This window comes from Comamonas sp. Y33R10-2 (genome assembly GCF_019355935.1).
Lineage (GTDB): Bacteria > Pseudomonadota > Gammaproteobacteria > Burkholderiales > Burkholderiaceae_C > Comamonas.
In genome coordinates, this window is sequence record NZ_CP079925.1 from 3,213,739 (window position 1) to 3,231,185 (window position 17,447).

General features: G+C 57.6%; 14 protein-coding genes. 5 read left to right on the forward strand and 9 right to left on the reverse strand.

Features of this window, described 5'->3' with window-relative positions:
• Position 1: 1 nt before the first annotated feature.
• Entirely contained in the window at positions 2-772 is a 771-nt protein-coding gene (locus tag KUF54_RS14465) for an ABC transporter permease (protein WP_219343470.1), read from the forward strand.
• A gap of 92 nt (positions 773-864) precedes the next feature.
• Here the strand turns inward: KUF54_RS14465 and KUF54_RS14470 are convergent, their stop codons facing one another.
• Positions 865-2,550 carry a phosphoethanolamine transferase gene (locus KUF54_RS14470; protein ID WP_219343471.1) on the reverse strand — a complete coding sequence of 562 codons (1,686 nt, stop codon included), beginning with the start codon at positions 2,548-2,550 and terminating at the stop codon, positions 865-867.
• A 250-nt stretch (positions 2,551-2,800) separates the two neighbouring features.
• Between KUF54_RS14470 and KUF54_RS14475 the strand changes: the two genes are divergently transcribed.
• Entirely contained in the window at positions 2,801-3,415 is a 615-nt protein-coding gene (locus tag KUF54_RS14475) for a hypothetical protein (protein ID WP_219343472.1), read from the forward strand.
• Between the two features lie 164 nt (positions 3,416-3,579).
• Positions 3,580-3,903, forward strand: coding sequence for a DUF1840 domain-containing protein (locus KUF54_RS14480; RefSeq protein WP_219343473.1), 324 nt, complete (start codon positions 3,580-3,582; stop codon positions 3,901-3,903).
• Positions 3,904-3,972: 69 nt separating this feature from the next.
• On the opposite strand, the gene KUF54_RS14485 is transcribed toward KUF54_RS14480, so the two are convergent.
• The 8 genes from KUF54_RS14485 to KUF54_RS14520 all read right to left on the reverse strand — a co-directional run bounded on the left by KUF54_RS14485 (position 3,973) and on the right by KUF54_RS14520 (position 13,825).
• Complete coding sequence (locus KUF54_RS14485; protein WP_219343474.1) at positions 3,973-4,962, reverse strand: tripartite tricarboxylate transporter substrate-binding protein; 990 nt, start codon at positions 4,960-4,962, stop codon at positions 3,973-3,975.
• A gap of 259 nt (positions 4,963-5,221) precedes the next feature.
• Complete coding sequence (locus KUF54_RS14490) at positions 5,222-6,469, reverse strand: phenylacetate--CoA ligase family protein (protein WP_219343475.1); 1,248 nt, start codon at positions 6,467-6,469, stop codon at positions 5,222-5,224.
• Between the two features lie 149 nt (positions 6,470-6,618).
• Complete coding sequence (locus KUF54_RS14495) at positions 6,619-7,458, reverse strand: ABC transporter ATP-binding protein (RefSeq protein WP_219343476.1); 840 nt, start codon at positions 7,456-7,458, stop codon at positions 6,619-6,621.
• Positions 7,459-7,572: 114 nt separating this feature from the next.
• Positions 7,573-8,886: an ABC transporter substrate-binding protein gene (locus KUF54_RS14500; RefSeq protein ID WP_219343477.1), complete on the reverse strand. Its 1,314-nt coding sequence runs from the start codon at positions 8,884-8,886 to the stop codon at positions 7,573-7,575.
• 181 nt (positions 8,887-9,067) lie between these two features.
• A complete protein-coding gene (locus KUF54_RS14505; RefSeq protein ID WP_219343478.1) occupies positions 9,068-10,132 on the reverse strand; it encodes a branched-chain amino acid ABC transporter permease in 1,065 nt (354 codons plus the stop codon).
• Between the two features lie 17 nt (positions 10,133-10,149).
• A complete protein-coding gene (locus tag KUF54_RS14510) occupies positions 10,150-11,079 on the reverse strand; it encodes a branched-chain amino acid ABC transporter permease (RefSeq protein WP_219343479.1) in 930 nt (309 codons plus the stop codon).
• A gap of 11 nt (positions 11,080-11,090) precedes the next feature.
• Positions 11,091-11,876: an ABC transporter ATP-binding protein gene (locus tag KUF54_RS14515; RefSeq protein WP_219343480.1), complete on the reverse strand. Its 786-nt coding sequence runs from the start codon at positions 11,874-11,876 to the stop codon at positions 11,091-11,093.
• Positions 11,877-11,887: 11 nt separating this feature from the next.
• Positions 11,888-13,825 (reverse strand): long-chain fatty acid--CoA ligase, encoded by a 1,938-nt coding sequence (locus KUF54_RS14520; protein ID WP_219343481.1) that lies wholly within the window; start codon positions 13,823-13,825, stop codon positions 11,888-11,890.
• Positions 13,826-14,318: 493 nt separating this feature from the next.
• Here KUF54_RS14520 and KUF54_RS14525 point away from each other — a divergent pair, with 493 nt between their 5' ends.
• Together KUF54_RS14525 and KUF54_RS17450 are read left to right on the forward strand one after the other, a co-directional pair.
• Positions 14,319-15,050, forward strand: coding sequence for a Crp/Fnr family transcriptional regulator (locus tag KUF54_RS14525; protein WP_219343482.1), 732 nt, complete (start codon positions 14,319-14,321; stop codon positions 15,048-15,050).
• Positions 15,051-15,248: 198 nt separating this feature from the next.
• Positions 15,249-17,438, forward strand: coding sequence for a pseudouridine synthase (locus KUF54_RS17450; RefSeq protein ID WP_255576140.1), 2,190 nt, complete (start codon positions 15,249-15,251; stop codon positions 17,436-17,438).
• The last annotated feature ends 9 nt before the right edge of the window (positions 17,439-17,447 follow it).

Below are 17,447 nucleotides of genomic sequence, written 5' to 3' on the forward strand. Positions count from 1 at the left end.
CATGAAGCATAGAAAAACCGCTGAACGTTGGGCGCCTTGGGTCTTGCTGCTGCTGATCGTTCTGCTGTGGCAGGTGATTTGCTCGGGCTTTGGGGTGTCGGAATTTATCTTCCCCAGCCCCTGGGCCATAGGCCAGCAGTTGTATGAGTTTGCCGGCACGATTGCCATGCACGCGTGGCGCACTTACTGGGTGACCATGGCGGGCTTTGGTCTGGCCATTGTGGTAGGCGTGCTGCTGGGCTTTTTGATCGGCTCTTCGCGCCTGGCGTATGCCGCTTTCTACCCGCTGATGACGGCCTTTAATGCACTGCCAAAAGCAGCGTTTGTGCCGATCTTGGTGGTCTGGTTTGGTATTGGTGCAGGCCCGGCGATCTTGACGGCCTTTCTCATCAGCTTCTTCCCCGTGATGGTCAATATTGCGACGGGTCTGGCGACTTTAGAGCCAGAGCTAGAAGACGTGTTGCGTGTGCTGGGTGCCAAGCGCTGGGATGTGCTGATCAAGGTAGGTCTGCCGCGCTCAATGCCTTACTTCTTTGGCTCGCTCAAAGTGGCGATCACACTGGCGTTTGTGGGCACCACCGTGAGTGAGATGACGGCTGCCAATGAGGGTATTGGCTACCTCTTGGTCTCTGCCGGTTCATCCATGCAAATGGGTTTGGCTTTTGCTGGCCTCATCGTCGTGGGCGCGATGGCCATGGTGATGTATGAGCTGTTCAATCTGGTTGAAAAGCACACGACTGGCTGGGCACATCGCGGCTCTCAAGGAGAGTGAACGACGAATAACATTGCTTTAGATTAACTGGATCAAAAAAGGCCTGTCGGAGATTTATCCGGCAGGCCTTTTTTGTTCTGAAGGGCTGAGATTTAGCTAGCGGTACGGCAGCTGGAGAAAGCATCCATAGGTCGCTGGTAAGTGGGTGACGTTACATCCACCAAGCCCAGCACCGTGTGGAACAGGTTGTCGTGCGAAAGCGGCTGATCGAGCGTCTTGCTCAGGCAGCTTTGGTCAAGCTGGGTGCGTGCGCCCAAGGTTCCAAGCCAAGCAATCATGGGCACATGCTTTTGATCTACAGGAGCCATGGCGTAGGGCATGCCGTGCAGGTACACGCCCAGCTCGCCCAGTGATTCGCCGTGATCAGACATGTAGAACATGCCGGTTTCGTATTGGTCTTGCTGCCCCTTGAGCCAGCTGATGGTCTGAGCCAAGAAGTGGTCGGTGTAGCGAATGGAGTTGTCGTAGACGTTGACCACACTTTCTTTGCTGCAGCTTGACAGGGCATTGGTGGCGCATTCGGGCTTGAAGGCCTTGAGGTCGGGCGTGGAGCGTTTGAAGTATTCGGGGCCATGGCTGCCCATCTGGTGCATGACCAGCACCAGCCCCTTGGCGCGGCGGACGGGGTCCAGCTTGGCGATGCGCTCGTCCAAGCCGCTCAGCAGCAGGCCGTCCAGACATTCGCCATCTTTGCCGCACAGCGCCTTGCCTGCAGGGGTGTTGATGCTGTCGGCGGTATCGGCCATGGGGATGCGCTTGCACACGCCCTTGCAGCCTGCCTGGTTGTCAATCCACAGCACGGCCAGCCCAGCGGCCTGTATGACGTCTAGCAAGTTGTCATGTTCGACCTTGGAGGCGTAATAGCCTTCGCGCCCCAGATTGGAGAACATGCAGGGAACGGACTCGCGAGTGCTAGTTCCGCACGAGCGTGCGTTGCGCCAGCTCAGTACGTCGAGCTTGCTCAGCTCAGGATTGGTGTCGCGCTCATAGCCGTTAAGGCTGAAATTCTTGGCGCGAGCTGTCTCGCCCACCACCAGCACCAGTAGCGGCGGCTTTGGCGCTGCGGCATAGCTTGTGCCCAGCGCTGCGCCCGTGGTGATGCTGGCAAAGGGCTTGGGCTTGTTAATGATTGGGTCTAGCGCTACCGATGCGGCTGAAAGCACGGGGTTGATCGGGTTGAACATGTAGCGCAGCCACAGGTTGTTGCGTACTACGGGGGCCAGATCTTTGTATGACACGGCAAGCGCGGCGGCGATAAGCGCTGCGCCAAGCACGAGCACGAGCACCGTACGCAGCATATTGCGCAGAATGCCTTGGGCAGGCTTAAGAGGTGTTTTCCACAGCCAGATGGCCGGCAGTATGGCGATCACCAGCATCTGTGCTATGAGCTTGATGTTGAATAGGTCGGCACTCTCACGCGCATCTGTTTGCAAGATGTTGTGAATCATGCCCTTATCCATTACGGTGCCGTAGCTGACCATAAAGTACTGGGCGCTGGCTGCCACTAGCAACAGTGCAATCCAAAAAGGCTTGGTAAAGCGCGGCCAAGCGAATAAGGCAGTGATCAGCAGGCTGGCACCCAGCACCAGCGGCAACACGCGTATGACCAGCAGGCTCAGGCTGCCGTGATAGCCCTCTAACTCAGGCAGGCGCAGCCACAAGGCCCAATTGGCTGTCAATGTCAGCCAAAGTGCCAGAGCCAGAGCGATGAACTGAGGGGTACGAGGCTGGAAAAATCGTTTGCGCGAAGGGGGAAGGGCGGAGTCTAGATGGGACACAACGGCAGCGAATAAATAGGTATCTAAGGAGTCTGGCTAGACTTTCTTAAAAGCCGCTGAAGCCGCATACGTGGCTAACCCTAGGGTGGTCTCACCCATTTATCGAGCAGCCAGTAGTCAATAAACAGGTAATCGCCACCCAGCGCAGCCGTAATCCCGAGAATTACGCTGCCAATTCTTGGCGCATCGTTAGGCTGACTACACTTATTCTTTTTCTCATTGCGCTTGTCTGCGTGCTTGGCTCTGTTTCATGGATTTTTTCACTCTCGTCATCATCGTCACTGCTGTGCTCTTTGTGCTCAAGAAGCAGGAGCAAAGGCAGCACACTCAGCTTCTCGCTCAGCATCTATCGCGCTTTCAGATTGAAAAGCTGATGGCCAATTTAATGGAGGGCTATCTGCGTGCCGCAGGCGAGCCTGATGCTCAGCGCCGTGCGCAAATTTGGCCTACGCTGGAGGGCAATGAGGGAAGTCTGGCAAGCCAATTTCAACGTTTTGCAGACGAGTTTGCTGCGCTGCCAGCTGAGCAAACGCGCGCCAGTACCTTGCCGCTGGCTCTGCCGTATATGACCCGGGTGATCCCATCGGCTACTGTAGATATGCGCGAGTTAATGAAGCTGCACGCCAAAGCCATTGCGGCGAGCCGCGTGAGCGAAGCCACCGATGATGACGATGATCGCAAACGCCGCGCCTTCACCATGACGGCTGAGCTCATGCTGATGCAACACACCTGTCATTGGTTTTGCCGTGGTCGTACCGTGGCATCTATGCGCCTGCTGGCACGTCACAAAACGGCTTACGAGCAGGTGCTGCAGTCGGTGGCCCCCGCTACTTTGAAGGCTTATCAAAAGCTGCTTAAGGCGTAAGCTTGATGAGCTTGGTGTGAGCTACGAAGTTAGGCACACTTCCAGCTACTAGGGTCTGTTAAGAATTGATCGAAGATTGCGTTGTAGCGCCACAGACGCCTTCTTCGCGACTTCGAGCCAACCTCAACAGACCCAAATTTATTGACCTATAAAGGAGCAGCGCCATGGCCTATAAATTCAAATCTCGCGCGACCGCAGATCTCATCATGCTGGATGCCAATGCCCGCAAGCTGCTGGAGATCATCGGCAAGTCCCCAGATGATGCGCAAGGCATCATTACCGTAGAGCAAATTCCTGCTGCGATTGCGGCTCTGGAAGCGGCAGCTGAACAAGAGCATCTCCAGCCAAAAGCACAGCCTGAGGATGAATCACAGGATGAAGATGCAGAGTCAGCGAGCCATGACAACGTTGGTCTGGCTCAGAGAGTGGTGCCACTCATCGATATGCTGCGCCGCAGTGTGGCTGAAGGCAAGGATGTGACTTGGTAGAGACACCAACTGCCCAGTAAAAACAAAAGCCTGCAAACGCAGGCTTTTGTTTTTGGCGCAAGCGCAGTATCAATCAGCGTAAATGCCGGCGGCCTTGATGACCTTGCCCCACTTGGCGATTTCAGCTTCCACAAACTTCTTGTGGCCTGCTGGGGTGATGCGGTCATCTGACGCAATCACAGCGCCCAGTGCTTCTTGGCGCTTGATGAACTCGGGGTCCTTCAGCGCAGTCTTCATCGCTTCATTGATCTTCTTGACAACGTCGGCAGGTGTGCCCTTAGGCGCGTACAGGCCGTGCCAGATGGTGACGTTGAAGTCCTTCAGACCCACAGACTGCAGTGTGGGCAGATCCTTGAGGGCAGGCGTAGTCAGCTGCTTGGTGGTGGTTACAGCATAGGCCTGCACTTTTTTGGCAGCGATCTGCGAGGTGGTGTTGGTGGTCTGGTCACACAACAGGTCCACCTGATTGCCCATCAGGTCGGCGATCGCGGGAGCTGCGCCCTTGTAAGGTACGGGCGTCATGTCTTGCTGCAGTGCCGACTGGAACATCAGGCCGCACAGGTGCGATGCGGAGCCTACGCCGGCGTTAGCCAGATTGACCTTGCCTTGGTTCTTGCTAACCCAGTCCTTGACTTCAGCAAAGTTCTTGGCGGGCAGCGTGGGGCGGCCGATCAGCGTCATGGGCACATCGTTGATGATGCCGGCGTACTCAAAGTCGGTGAGCACGTTAAAGGACAGCTTGCGGTACAGCGTAGGAATGGTGGACATGCCGATGTGCGTCAGCAGCAGCGTGTAGCCATCGTTTTTGGCACGCGATGCCTTGGCGGTACCAATGGAGCTGCCTGCGCCGTCGGTGTTGTCAATAACGATGGTGGCGTTGCCCAGCTGCTTGCGCATGGACTCAGCCAAGTCGCGAGCCACTTTGTCCGTAGGGCCTCCAGCCGTGAATGGCACGATGATCGTGATCGACTTGCCTGCGACAGGATAAGTGTCGGCATGGCTGCTGATGGCGGCGGTAGCGGCCAGAGCAACGGCGGCGATCTTGAAAATGGTTTTCATGGTGTTCTCCCTGTAAAAACGTTTCAAAGGGCCAAGACAGTTGGCAGCCTGTAACGTAGGAACGGATTCTAGGGAGCGTTAAACCGTAGGGGCTTAGGTTTTTTCTAGGTGTTATCCCTCTGGTTGGCGTGTGTTCACATCATGTTTGCGCTTGCGCAAATCGTGTGTAGTCGCGCATGTGACTCGTGCCGATTCCGGTTACTTAATGCGTTGAATGCACTTGATAATGAACCTTGAGTATTGGGTTGTCGTTGCCCAGTTACTCGTAAGAACGAGCGTCTTCGACCACCTTGCCGTCATTGGGCAGAGTGCCTGGTGCGACCATCTGCACCTCACCGCGAAGCTTGGTGACCTCGCGCAGGGCATCAATCACCTTCTGGGCAAAGCCACCGGCAGTTTCCGTGGTTTCGATCAGCAGCCGCATTTGATCGTTGGCCATCTCGCCGGTCACTACTAGACGGGCTTTGCCAATTTGTGGGAAGCGCTTGACCACTTCAGCCACCTGCTTGGCATGCACAAACATGCCGCGCACCTTGGTGGTCTGATCGGCGCGCCCCATCCAGCCCTTGATGCGGGCATTGGTGCGGCCTGTGGGGCACGGGCCGGGCAGATAGGCGGACAGATCACCTGTACCAAAGCGAATCAGCGGGTAGTCGGGGTTGAGTGTGGTGACCACCAGCTCGCCCACCTCGCCTTCAGTCACCGGGTCGCCGGTGCCGGGGCGCACGATTTCTACGATCACGCCTTCGTCTAGCACCAGCCCTTCGCGGGCCGAGGTTTCATAGGCGATCAGGCCCAGATCGGCTGTGCCATAGCTCTGATAAGCGTCAATGCCATGCTCGCGCATCCACTGGCATAGCGATGGAGGGAAGGCCTCCCCGCTAACCATGGCCTTGCGCAAAAAAGGTAGCTTGACGCCCATCTCTTGCGCTTTTTCAACAATGATTTTGAGAAAGCTAGGTGTGCCGACATAGGCTGCGGGTTGCAGGTCGAGCATGGCTTGCACCTGCTGCTCGGTTTGTGCCGTTCCGCCAGCAAACACGGTGCAGCCCAAGGCATGTGCGCCGGTTTCCATCATCGAGCCTGCAGGCACAAAGTGGTAAGAAAAGCAGTTGTGCACCAGCTCGCCCGCGCGAAAGCCTGCGGCGTACATGGAGCGCGCCATGCGCCAGTAATCTGGGCGACGGCTTTCGGGTTCATAAATGGGGCCGGGGCTGGCAAACAAGCGGGGCATTTCAACGCCCAGATGGATGGCGTTAAAACCTCCAAAAATCTGTACCGGGCGCTGTGCGGCCTGACGCTCTAATAGCTCGCTTTTGCGTGTCACAGGCAACTGAGCCAGAGCCGCGCGGCAGGTGATGCTACTGGCATCCACACCCTTGAGAATCTCCGCAAAAGCGCCAGAGCGCTGCTGCGCATGGGCGATTTGGGTGGGCAGCGAAGCCATCAATGCTGCTTCGCGTTCATCAGGGCTGCGCGTTTCCAGCGCGTCGTAGAAAGCACTCATGGCAAATCCTGTGAAAAGAAAAATTCAGGAGAAGGGCGAATCTTTAAAACTGGCGCAATCCAAAGTCAGAGACAGCAAGCAAGGGTCGCCCCGCAGCGAGGCTATCGTCCCCCTTGGGGGAAGCGGCAAAGCCGCTCAGGGGGTATCCATCAAGCCAACCAGCGCTTGCGCCGTTTGTAGCTTTTGACGTCCTTAAAACTCTTGCGCTCGCCACCGCCGACGCCGAGATAAAACTCTTTGACGTCTTCGTTGCTGGCCAGATCAGAAGCGGGGCCATCCATCACGATGCGGCCGCTTTCCATGATGTAGCCGTAGTCGGCATACTTCAGCGCCATATTGGTGTTCTGCTCAGCCAGCAAGAAGGTGACTTTTTCCTTGCTGTTGAGGTCTTTGACGATGTGAAACACCTCCTCCACGATCTGCGGGGCAAGGCCCATCGAGGGCTCATCGAGCAGCACCATGCGCGGGTTACTCATCAGCGCGCGGCCAATAGCGCACATTTGCTGCTCGCCGCCCGAGGTATAGGCAGCTTGGCTGGTGCGCCGGGTTTTGAGGCGGGGAAAGTAGTTGTACACCTTCTCTAGGTTGGCAGCAATCTCACCTTTGTCAGTTCGGGTGTAACTGCCTGTGAGCAGGTTTTCTTCAATGCTCAGGTGGGCAAAACAGTGGCGCCCCTCCATGACTTGAACAACGCCGCGCTTGACCAAGTCAGCTGGCGAGAGATTGGCAATTTGCTCGCCCTCTAGCGTGATGCCGCCTTTGGTGACTTCACCGCGCTCGCCCTTGAGCAGGTTGGAGATGGCGCGCAGCGTCGTCGTCTTGCCTGCGCCATTGCCGCCCAACAGGGCAACGATGCTTTGATGCGGCACCTGTAGCGACACGCCTTTGAGCACCAAGATCACGTGGTTGTAAATGACCTCAATGCCATTGACCTCCACCAGCGGCACAGGCTGTGTAGTGGCGGAGACTGTGGGAGCTGTATCACTCATGGCATCACCTGATGATCTCTAAATTGATAGCTGCTTGCGCTTGATTGCTAAGCGCTTGAGGCGTATTTCTCTTGAAACAGGTCCAGCCCGTAATGGACTGGACCTGTGGGCTGATTAGCTGCAGCTGCGAGCTTTCACGTTCTTTTCTTTGGCGTACTTTTCCGCAAACTCTTTGTAAAGCGGATCCACCATGGACTTGTCGGCCTGATACCAATCAGACGTCACCTTGAACTTGCTGCCGTCCCATGTCGCGATACGTGCCCAGTCGGCGCCCAAGTGGTTTTCACAGCTGGTTTTGAAGGGGCGAATGATCTTGCCAAAGCCCAACTCATTCAAGCGCTCTTGCGTCATGTTCAGGTTCTCCAGGCCCCAACGAACTTGCTCGGGTGTCATGGATTTACCCTTGCCGTATTTGTCTTGTGCAGTGCGAATGGCTTCGACTTGCAGCATGGCAATCATCATGCCGCGGGTGTGTGCCAACTGGCCCAGCTCTTTGGCGTCTTTGGCCGTGCCTTGGCCTTTGTCATAAAGCATGGCCTTGACGTCGGCATGCACCTTGTCGCTCTCTGCCGTGTTGTGGATGGTCACGGTGTTGTAACCCTTGGCACCAGCGCCAATGTCTTTCACATCATGGTCAGAGCCGCCCCACCACACGGCGTACATCTTCTCGCGCGGATAGCCGGTGGCCTGCGCCTCACGCACAGCAGTCGGCGTCATCACGCCTGCAGACCACAGCAGCACATAGTCAGGGCGGTTTTGACGAATCTGCAGCCAAGTGGATTTCTGCTCCACGCCGGGGGCCGTTACGGGCAGTTTGATCAACTCAAAACCATCCTTGGCGGCGCGCTTTTCAAGTAGAGGAATAGGCTCTTTGCCATAAGGCGAGTCGTGATAGACAAGGGCAATCTTCTTACCTTTGAGACTGCCTTTTTCCTTCTTCAAAATGTCTTGAATGATGGAGTCAGCGGCTGTCCAGTAGTTGCCCAGTAGTGGGAAATTCCACTCGAAGACCTTGCCGTCAACCGACTGCGACAGGCCATAGCCGGGCGTCACCACGGGCACCTTGTCGCCGGGGGCTTTGTCTGTTACGGCGAAGGTGATGCCGGTGGATTGGGTATCAAAGCCTGAAGCACCGCCGTCTTTGTTTTTCAGGCGCTCGTAACACTCCACGCCCTTGGCGGTGTCATACGCTGTTTCGCACTCTTCAAACTTGATCTTCACGCCGTTGATGCCGCCCTTGGCGTTGACCAGCTTCAGGTAGTCCTGCTTGCCATCAGCCCATGGAATGCCTAGCGGTGCAAACTGCCCCGTGCGGTACACCAGCAACGGCACAAACTGTTCCTGAGCCTGCACGGCGGGCGAGGCCACCAAGGCCCCCATACCTGCAGCCACGCAAGCGGCAGCAATCGCAACTTTCTTGAACATCATCGACGGTCTCCTTGGGTTGTATGGGACGCTGTCCCGGTTGCAGGCACTCTGCGGTGTCTTGAAGAAACGAAAAAAATCTTGATCAGGCATGAACCAGCTCAGAGGCACCAAGCAAGAGCCGCCTCGCGGCGATGGTGCCGTCCCCCTTTGGGGGAAGCCGCAAAGCGGCACAGGGGGGTTATTAATGCGGGAAAGGCCAGACGCGCAGTTTTTGTCTAGCGGTCGCCCAGAGTTTGGCTAATCCATGCGGCTCCACAATCAGGAAGAACACGATCAGCGCACCAAAAATCATGTGCTCCAGATAGGTGGCTGTAGCGGTTGAAAGCGGCAGGCCCAGCCAATGTGGAACTTGGTTGAGCAGCAGCGGTAGCAGCACGAAAAAGGCTGCGCCAAAGATGCTGCCAACGATAGAGCCCAAGCCGCCAATAATGATCATGAACAGCAGCTGCAGCGAACGATCCAAGCTGAAAGCTGCGGGCTCCCAAGCCCCCAGGTGCACAAAGCCCCAGAGCGCACCGGCCACACCCACGATGAAGCTGCTGACGGCAAAGGCAGAGAGCTTGGCGTAGGTGGGGCGAATGCCGATGACGGCGGCGGCCACATCCATGTCGCGCATTGCCATCCATTCACGGCCTACCGAGCTGCGCACCAGATTTTTAGCAGCCAGTCCCAGCACGCAAAGCAAGGCCAGGCAAAGCAGATATTTCTCCATGGGCGTGTCGATGGCCCAGCCCGCAATGGCCAGTGGTTTGGCGCTCACCGAGCCGGACGATGAGTTGTTCGTCACCCATGCTGCGCGGGTAGCGAGCCAGTCCACAAAGAACTGAGCGGCTAGCGTTGCCACAGCCAAGTACAGGCCGCGAATGCGCAGACTGGGTAGGCCAAAAAAGATACCAAAAACCATAGCTACCAGCCCGCCACCAATAAGGGCTACCAGCAAAGGCATGCCTTCAATGCGCGCTTGCAGGTTGTAGGCTGCATAGGCGCCGACGGCCATGAAAGCCGCGGTGCCTAGAGAGATCTGACCGCAGTAGCCGACCAGAATATTGAGCCCCAGCGCGGCCAGCGACATGATTACAAAGGGGATCAGAATGGCCTGAAACGTGTAGTCGCTGGCGATGAAAGGAATGGCCAGAAATGCAAAGGCCAGCACCAGCACAATCGCCCAGCGGTCTTGCGCCACGCCAAAGATCTGCTGGTCTGCCGCGTAGCTGGTCTTGAACTGCCCGTTTTCACGATAAAACATGTGTCAGTCCTTTTCGTTCAGACGCGGTCAATGATCTTGTCCCCAAACAAACCTTGGGGGCGTACAAGAAGAAAGCACAGAGCCAGTCCATAAGCAAACCAAGTCTCAATGCCGCCGCCCACCATGGGGCCGATATAGACCTCGGAGAGCTTCTCACCCACACCAATAATCAGGCCACCGATGATGGCGCCGGGCAGTGAGGTCAGGCCGCCCAGAATCACCACAGGCAAGGCTTTCAGCGCGACCAGTGACAGCGAGTACTGCACACCCAGTTTGCTGCCCCAGATGATGCCGACCACCAGCGCCACACCGCCAGCCACCGACCAGACAATGACCCAGATGCGCGACAGAGGAATGCCGATGGACTGCGCGGCCTGATGGTCATCCGCCACAGCGCGCAGGGCGCGGCCGGTCTTGGTTTTTTGGAAAAAGATACTCAGACAAATTACCAGCACAGCGGCAATGCAGGCCGCGTACAAATCTTCCAAACTGATCATCACGCCGCCGGGAATCAGTCCATCCATGATGAAGATTGGATCTTTGGGCATGCCCACATCAATCTTGTAGACCTCGCTGCCAAAAATCATGGGGCCCAGACCATCGAGCAGGTAAGCAATGCCCAGCGTAGCCATTAGCAAGGTGATGGGCTCTTGATTGACGAGGTGGCGCAGAGCCAGTCTCTCAATCAGCCAAGCGACCACCACCATGAGCGCCAGCGTGACGATGATGGCCAGTAGATTGCCCAGCCAGCCCGGCTCCATACCCAGCCAGCCGGGAATCCACTGCGAAAAACGCGCCATGGTCAGCGCTGAGAAAAGCACCATTGCGCCCTGCGCAAAGTTGAAGACGCCCGAGGCTTTGAAGATCAGCACAAAGCCAATGGCGATCAGCGCATACAGCGTGCCCACCATAAGGCCGCCGAACAAGGTTTCAAGGAAAAATCCCATGCTCTGCTCCTTTAGTGACTGGAGCCGAGGTAAGCCCGGATCACGTCTTCGTTGTTGCGTACTTCATCGGGTGTGCCGTCGCCGATCTTTTTGCCGTAGTCCAGCACCACCACGCGGTCCGAGATGTCCATCACCACACCCATGTCGTGCTCGATAAGAACGATGGTGGTGCTGAACTCTTCATTCACATCGAGGATGAAGCGGCACATGTCCTGCTTTTCTTCCACGTTCATTCCGGCCATGGGCTCGTCCAGCAGCAGCACCTGCGGCTCCATGGCGAGGGCTCGGCCTAGATCAACGCGCTTTTGCAAGCCATAGGGAAGCTGGCCCACAGGGGTCTTGCGCCAAGCCTGAATTTCAAGAAAGTCGATGATATGTTCAACAAACTCGCGGTGCTGCATTTCCTCGCGCTGAGCAGGCCCCAGTCGCAATGCCTGCATAAGGATGTTGCTCTTAATTTTGAGATTGCGGCCAGTCATGATGTTGTCGATCACGCTCATGCCTTTGAACAGCGCCAAGTTCTGAAAGGTGCGCGCCACACCCATCTCAGCCACCTGTCGGCTATTCATGTGACTAAAGGTCTGACCGCGAAAAGTGATGGACCCTTCGGACGGTGTGTAGACACCGTTGATGCAGTTGAGCATGGAGCTTTTGCCCGCGCCGTTGGGGCCGATGATGGCGCGGATTTCATGCTCTTTGACGTTGAAAGAAATATCGGTCAGCGCCTTCACACCACCAAAGCGCAGACTGATGTTTTTGATGTCTAAAACCACGTCGCCAGCCGTTTTTGTATTCATGACAATTCCTCTCAGGCGGCTGCTTTGGCGCTAGTGGGATGGATGCTCGCATCCACGATGGACAGCGTGGCACTGACGCTGCCCGTGCGGCCGTCTTCAAACTTCACCACGGTCTCGATGAACTGCTCTTTTTTGCCGGTGTACAGCGCATCAATCAGCACGCCATATTTATCTGCAATGAAGTTGCGGCGCACTTTGCGGGTGCGAGTCAGCTCGTCGTCGTCGGGGTCTAGCTCTTTATGCAGCACCAAAAAGCGGGCCACTTGGGTATCGGCCATGCCGGGCTCGCTGGCCAAATCGGCGTTGACTTGGCCAATGCAGTCGGCGATCAACTCAAGCACCTTGGCTTTGCTGGCCAGATCGACATAGCCGCCATAGGGCAGGCCTTGGCGCTCGGCCCAGTTGCCCACGGCTTCGTAGTCGATGTTGATGAAGGCGCAGACCTGATCTTTGCCATGGCCAAAGCACACGGCTTCTTTGATGTGGGGGAAGAACTTGAGTTTGTTTTCGATGTAGTTAGGCGCAAACATGGCGCCGCGACTGGTCTTGCCCACGTCTTTGGCGCGGTCGATGATGCGCAACTGGCCGCTGGCGTCGATCACGCCTGCATCGCCGGTGTGAAAGTAGCCGTTGGCGTCCATTACTTCGGCAGTTGCGTCGGGGCGCTTGTAGTACTCCTTGAGAACGGATACGCCCTTGACCAGTACCTCGCCGTTGTCGGCAATTTTGAGCTCGATGCCGGGTGCTGCTTGTCCGACGCTTGAGAGTTCAACCTGCCCATCGCGCTGCAGGCAGACATAGGCGCAGGTCTCGGTCTGGCCGTAGAGCTGCTTGAGGTTGATGCCGATGGAGCGGAAAAACCGAAACAGCTCGGGCCCAATGGCTGCGCCTGCTGTATAGGCAACGCGGATGCGCGACAAGCCCATAGCGTTGCGCAGCGGGCCGTAGATAAAAAGGTCGCCCAGTTGGTACTTAAGGCGCTCTATTGCGCCCACTCTTTTGCCATCCAGAATGTCCGAGCCCACGCGGCGGGCCACGCCCATGGACTTCGCGTACAGCCATTGCTTGAGCGGAGACGCGTCTTCCATGCGGATGGAGACCGAGGTCAACATGCCTTCAAAAATACGCGGCGGCGCAAAGTAGTAGCTGGGTCCAATCTCGCGCAGGTCGATGGAGATGGTGGCGGCAGATTCCGGACAGTTGATGGTGAAGCCCGCCACCAGCCATTGTGCGAACGAGAACAAATGGTCGCCCACCCAAGCCGGGGGCAAGTAGCAGATCACGTTGTCTGAAGCTTTGAGCTGATCGGTCTGCACCCCGCCGCGCGCTGATTCGCCAAAGCTGGCATGGGTCTGGCATACGCCTTTGGGCTTACCCGTGGTGCCTGAGGTGTAGAGGATGACCGAGACATCATCGGGCTGTACGGCCTGAACCATGGCCTCATAATCGCCGGCGTTTTGCGTATCCCATTCTTTGCCCTTGGCCAGCAGCTCTTCGGTGCTGATGAGGCCGGGCTGCTCGTATTTGCGCAGGCCACGCGGGTCGTCATAGATGATGTGGCGAATGCTGGCAACGCTCTCGCGCACTTCCAGCAGCTTGTCGACTTGCTCTTGATTTTCTGCAAAGGCAAACGCGATTTCTGCGTCTTCCATCACAAACATCATCTCGGCAGCGACGGCATCTTGATACAGAGGAATGGGCACAGCGCCGCAGGCCTGCACTGCCAAAAATCCCAAATAAACATGAGGACGGTTGTCGCTGATGAAGGCGAGGTTTTGCCCCTTCGCAAGACCCAGCGCGCGCAGGCCGCAAGCCATATGGCGCACGGTTTGCTCGGCTTGCTTCCAGCTCCACGTTTGCCAGATGCCGTACTCCTTCTCACGCAGAGCAGGCGCATCGGGGCGCTCTGTCGCGTGCTTGAGCAGCAGTTGCGGGAACGTGCTTGTCATGCCTGATCCTTTGCGTCTTTGGGGCGTGCTAGCGAGAACGCCCAGAACCTGAAGTCTTGCAGGCATGCTAGGGATGGCTTTGACGTCCTGATGTCTGTTGGGCGACAATTTGCGGGAAAGTCTTGATAGTGAATATCCGCTGTGATCAGGGTCTGTTGAGAATTGATCTGAGATCGCGTTGCGGCGACAAGGGGTTGGATGCAAGGCGCACGCCTGCAGCAAGGCTCATGCCTTGCAAAGGTGGGCAACGCAGCAGACAGCCCCTTGTCGTCGCAACCCGAAGGGAAGAAGGCAGGCCAGCCGCCACTCTTTGTTGTACTCCTTGTGCGGGATAGCACCCGCACTGCGTCGCACGCCTAGATTGGCAGCCGGCCTGCCTGCTTCGCGACTCCGAGCAAATCTCAGCAGACCCTAGGGCTGCGCAAGCAGCGCATTCGCTGCCTCGTGGAAATCCCGCTTTTGCAGCGGCCCCGCTTTGGCAATGCTGCTGACTATGAGTCATGAACTGTCATTGCACCAAAGGCGCCGCAAGCCTTTAGCTGCTGAACTAGAAGGTATCCCTTGGTGGCCGACTTTGCTACCGCTGGAGCGTGAAAACGTGCAGCGCGTTCTGGTCGTGGGTGATGCTGAGCCCGGCGACTATGTTTGCAGTACCGGCCACCCCGCGACCTACTGGTTTGGCGTGGTGGACGGCCTGCTCAAAATGAACACAGATAACGCCAACGGCGTAAGCATGACGCTGGCGGGCTTGCCGCCCGGTGGCTGGTTTGGCGAAGGCACGGTGATCAAGCGCGAGCCCTATCGCTACAACGTGCAAGCCTTGCGAAAAAGCGTGGTGGGCGGCTTGCCTATCGATATGTTTCACTGGCTGCTCGATCACTCCATCGGCTTTAACCGCTTTGTGATGAATCAGCTCAATGAGCGACTGGGCCAGTTCATCGCTGCGCGTGAGATTGACCGCATGAGCAACCCCGATCTGCGCGTGGCACGCAGTCTGGCCGCACTGTTCAATCCCTTGCTCTATCCCGGCGTGGGAAAAGTTTTGCGCATTACTCAGCAAGAGTTGGCTAATTTGGTGGGCTTGTCACGTCAGCGCGTGAATGAGGCGCTGGCCGTGCTTCAGTGCGAGCGAGTGATTCAGATCGAGTACGGCGGCTTGCGTGTGCTGGACTTGGATAAGCTGCGTTACGGTGAATTCAGCTCGCCACGCAAGGTGGCCGCCTGATGCTTGCTATGAAGTTTGCACTGACTTTAAGAATTTTTCGTAAGGTGTTGATTCCATAGAATTTGTTGGCGCAACAAAAAAGCAGCAGCACGTTCTGAGGCAAGCTGCTTTGGGCCCTTGCCCTAAAACCCAGCGCCACGCTGGAATTGTGGATAACCCTAGCCTTGCATGCCCGCCTTGCGCGAAAATAGCGGCCAAATGTCAGTCAATACCCCTAAAGATTCCTCCGTGCCCGATTCTTCATCGGCGCGCCCTGTTTTGCGTGCACCAGCCAAGGCCGAGAGGCCCGCTGAAGAGCGCAGCTATAGATCCGGCGGCGGCGACCGCTCCGATCGCGGAGCACGCCCCCAGCGTGATGACCGTGGCGACCGTCCACGCTCCTCCGGCTATGGTCGTCCTGAGCAAGGTCAAGGCCGTCCATCCCGCGATGACGGTGACCGCCGTGGCGGCTTTGCCCCGCGTGATGATCGTCCCCGCTTTAACCGCGATGAACGCCCCGCCCAAGGCGGCGAGCGCAGCTTTGGCGGTGGTGACCGAGGTTTCCGCCCTTACGGCGAGTCGCGTGATGGTGGTGATCGCGGTGGCGAGCGCCGTGAGTTCCGCCCTCGTGATGACCGTGGTAGCGATCGTCCTCAAGGTGGTCGTGATTTTGGTGACCGTCCACGCTCTTCCGGTTTTGGCCGACCTGACCAAGGCCGTCCAGAGCGCTCTGAAGGTGGCGAACGCCGCGAGTTCCGTCCGCGTGACGATCGCGGTGGCGATCGCCCTCAAGGCGGCCGTGACTTTGGTGACCGTCCTCGTTCTTCCGGTTTTGGCCGTCCTGACCAAGGTCGCCCAGAGCGCTCCGAAGGTGGCGAACGCCGTGAGTTTCGTCCGCGTGACGACCGCGGTGGCGATCGTCCTCAAGGCGGCCGTGACTTTGGTGACCGTCCTCGTTCTTCCGGTTTTGGCCGTCCTGACCAAGGACGTCAAGAGCGTTTTGAAGGTGGCGAACGCCGTGAGTTCCGTCCGCGTGACGACCGCGGTGGCGATCGTCCTCAAGGCGGCCGTGACTTTGGTGACCGTCCTCGTTCTTCCGGCTTTGGCCGTCCTGATCAAGGTCGTCCAGAGCGCTCCGAAGGTGGCGAACGCCGCGAGTTCCGTCCTCGTGACGACCGCGGTGATCGTGGTGGCGATCGTCCTCAAGGCCGTGACTTTGGTGACCGCCCACGTTCGTCCGGCTTTGGCCGCCCAGAGCGTTCCGAAGGTGGTGAACGTCGTGAATTCCGTCCCCGTGACGACCGTGGTGATCGCGGTGGCGACCGCCCAAACAATCGTCCTCAAGGTGGTCGTGACTTCGGAGATCGTCCACAGAGCCGTGGTTTTGGTGACCGTCCAGAGGGCCGCTCCTTTGACCGCAGCGACCGTGGTGGCGATCGCCGCAATGACGAGCGCCGTGGTGAACGCGGTGGTGACCGCCGTGACGACCGTGGTGGCGAGCCTGAAAAGCGCCATATCCCCGGTTCGTTCATTTCTGAAGCGACCCGCCGCCCCACAACCGGTATCCGCACTTACCGTCCAGCCGCTGATGGCTCGGACCGCGTGATTCCCGTCAAGCTGCCTGAAGTGGTGGAACCCCGTCAGGACGACCGTCCCGGCGCCGTTCGCATCAACAAGCGCATCGCTGATATGGGAATGTGCTCGCGTCGCGAGGCTGATGAGTGGGTGGAAAACGGCTGGGTTAAGGTCAACGGCGAAATCGCAATCATGGGCCAGAACGTAGTGCCCGGCGACAAGGTTGAGGTTGATCAGCAGGCTCAGGAGCGTCAAGAGCAGCAAGTCACCATCCTGCTGCACAAGCCCATGGGCTATGTGAGCGGCCAGGCTGAAGACGGTCACGAACCGGCTGTGGTTCTGTTCACCAACGAGAACCGTTGGAATGAAGACCGCAGCAAGACGCGCTTTAACTTCAGCCAGCTCAAGGGCTTGGCACCTTGCGGGCGTCTGGACATTGACTCTGTGGGTCTGTTGGTGATGACTCAGGACGGCCGCGTGGCCCGCCAGATCATTGGCGAGGACTCCGAAGTCGACAAGGAGTACCTGGTGCGCGTGACCTTCGGTGACCGCGATCTGGATATCCAGTCCGTCTTCCCCGAAGAAAAGCTGGAACTGTTGCGCCACGGCCTGTCGCTGGACGACCAGCCTTTGCAGCCCGCCAAGGTGGACTGGCAGAACCCTGAGCAGCTGCGTTTTGTGCTGACTGAAGGTAAGAAGCGTCAGATTCGCCGTATGTGCGAACAGGTCGGCTTGCGTGTGGTGGGTTTGAAGCGCATCCGCATCGGTGGCGTGACTCTGGGCAACTTGCCTGTGGGTCAGTGGCGTTACCTGGCTCCTCACGAGACTTTTTAATTACCCCCT

Excerpts from the sequence above, each read along its gene's own strand:
- KUF54_RS14525 (WP_219343482.1), top strand. The coding sequence starts at position 14,319 with ATGAGTCATGAACTGTCATTGCACCAAAGGCGCCGCAAGCCTTTAGCT.
- KUF54_RS14505 (WP_219343478.1), bottom strand. The coding sequence starts at position 10,132 with ATGTTTTATCGTGAAAACGGGCAGTTCAAGACCAGCTACGCGGCAGAC.
- KUF54_RS14485 (WP_219343474.1), bottom strand. The coding sequence starts at position 4,962 with ATGAAAACCATTTTCAAGATCGCCGCCGTTGCTCTGGCCGCTACCGCC.
- KUF54_RS14480 (WP_219343473.1), top strand. The coding sequence starts at position 3,580 with ATGGCCTATAAATTCAAATCTCGCGCGACCGCAGATCTCATCATGCTG.
- KUF54_RS14520 (WP_219343481.1), bottom strand. The coding sequence starts at position 13,825 with ATGACAAGCACGTTCCCGCAACTGCTGCTCAAGCACGCGACAGAGCGC.
- KUF54_RS14465 (WP_219343470.1), top strand. The coding sequence starts at position 2 with ATGAAGCATAGAAAAACCGCTGAACGTTGGGCGCCTTGGGTCTTGCTG.
- KUF54_RS14500 (WP_219343477.1), bottom strand. The coding sequence starts at position 8,886 with ATGATGTTCAAGAAAGTTGCGATTGCTGCCGCTTGCGTGGCTGCAGGT.
- KUF54_RS14515 (WP_219343480.1), bottom strand. The coding sequence starts at position 11,876 with ATGAATACAAAAACGGCTGGCGACGTGGTTTTAGACATCAAAAACATC.
- KUF54_RS14510 (WP_219343479.1), bottom strand. The coding sequence starts at position 11,079 with ATGGGATTTTTCCTTGAAACCTTGTTCGGCGGCCTTATGGTGGGCACG.
- KUF54_RS14475 (WP_219343472.1), top strand. The coding sequence starts at position 2,801 with ATGGATTTTTTCACTCTCGTCATCATCGTCACTGCTGTGCTCTTTGTG.
- KUF54_RS14490 (WP_219343475.1), bottom strand. The coding sequence starts at position 6,469 with ATGAGTGCTTTCTACGACGCGCTGGAAACGCGCAGCCCTGATGAACGC.
- KUF54_RS14495 (WP_219343476.1), bottom strand. The coding sequence starts at position 7,458 with ATGAGTGATACAGCTCCCACAGTCTCCGCCACTACACAGCCTGTGCCG.
- KUF54_RS17450 (WP_255576140.1), top strand. The coding sequence starts at position 15,249 with ATGTCAGTCAATACCCCTAAAGATTCCTCCGTGCCCGATTCTTCATCG.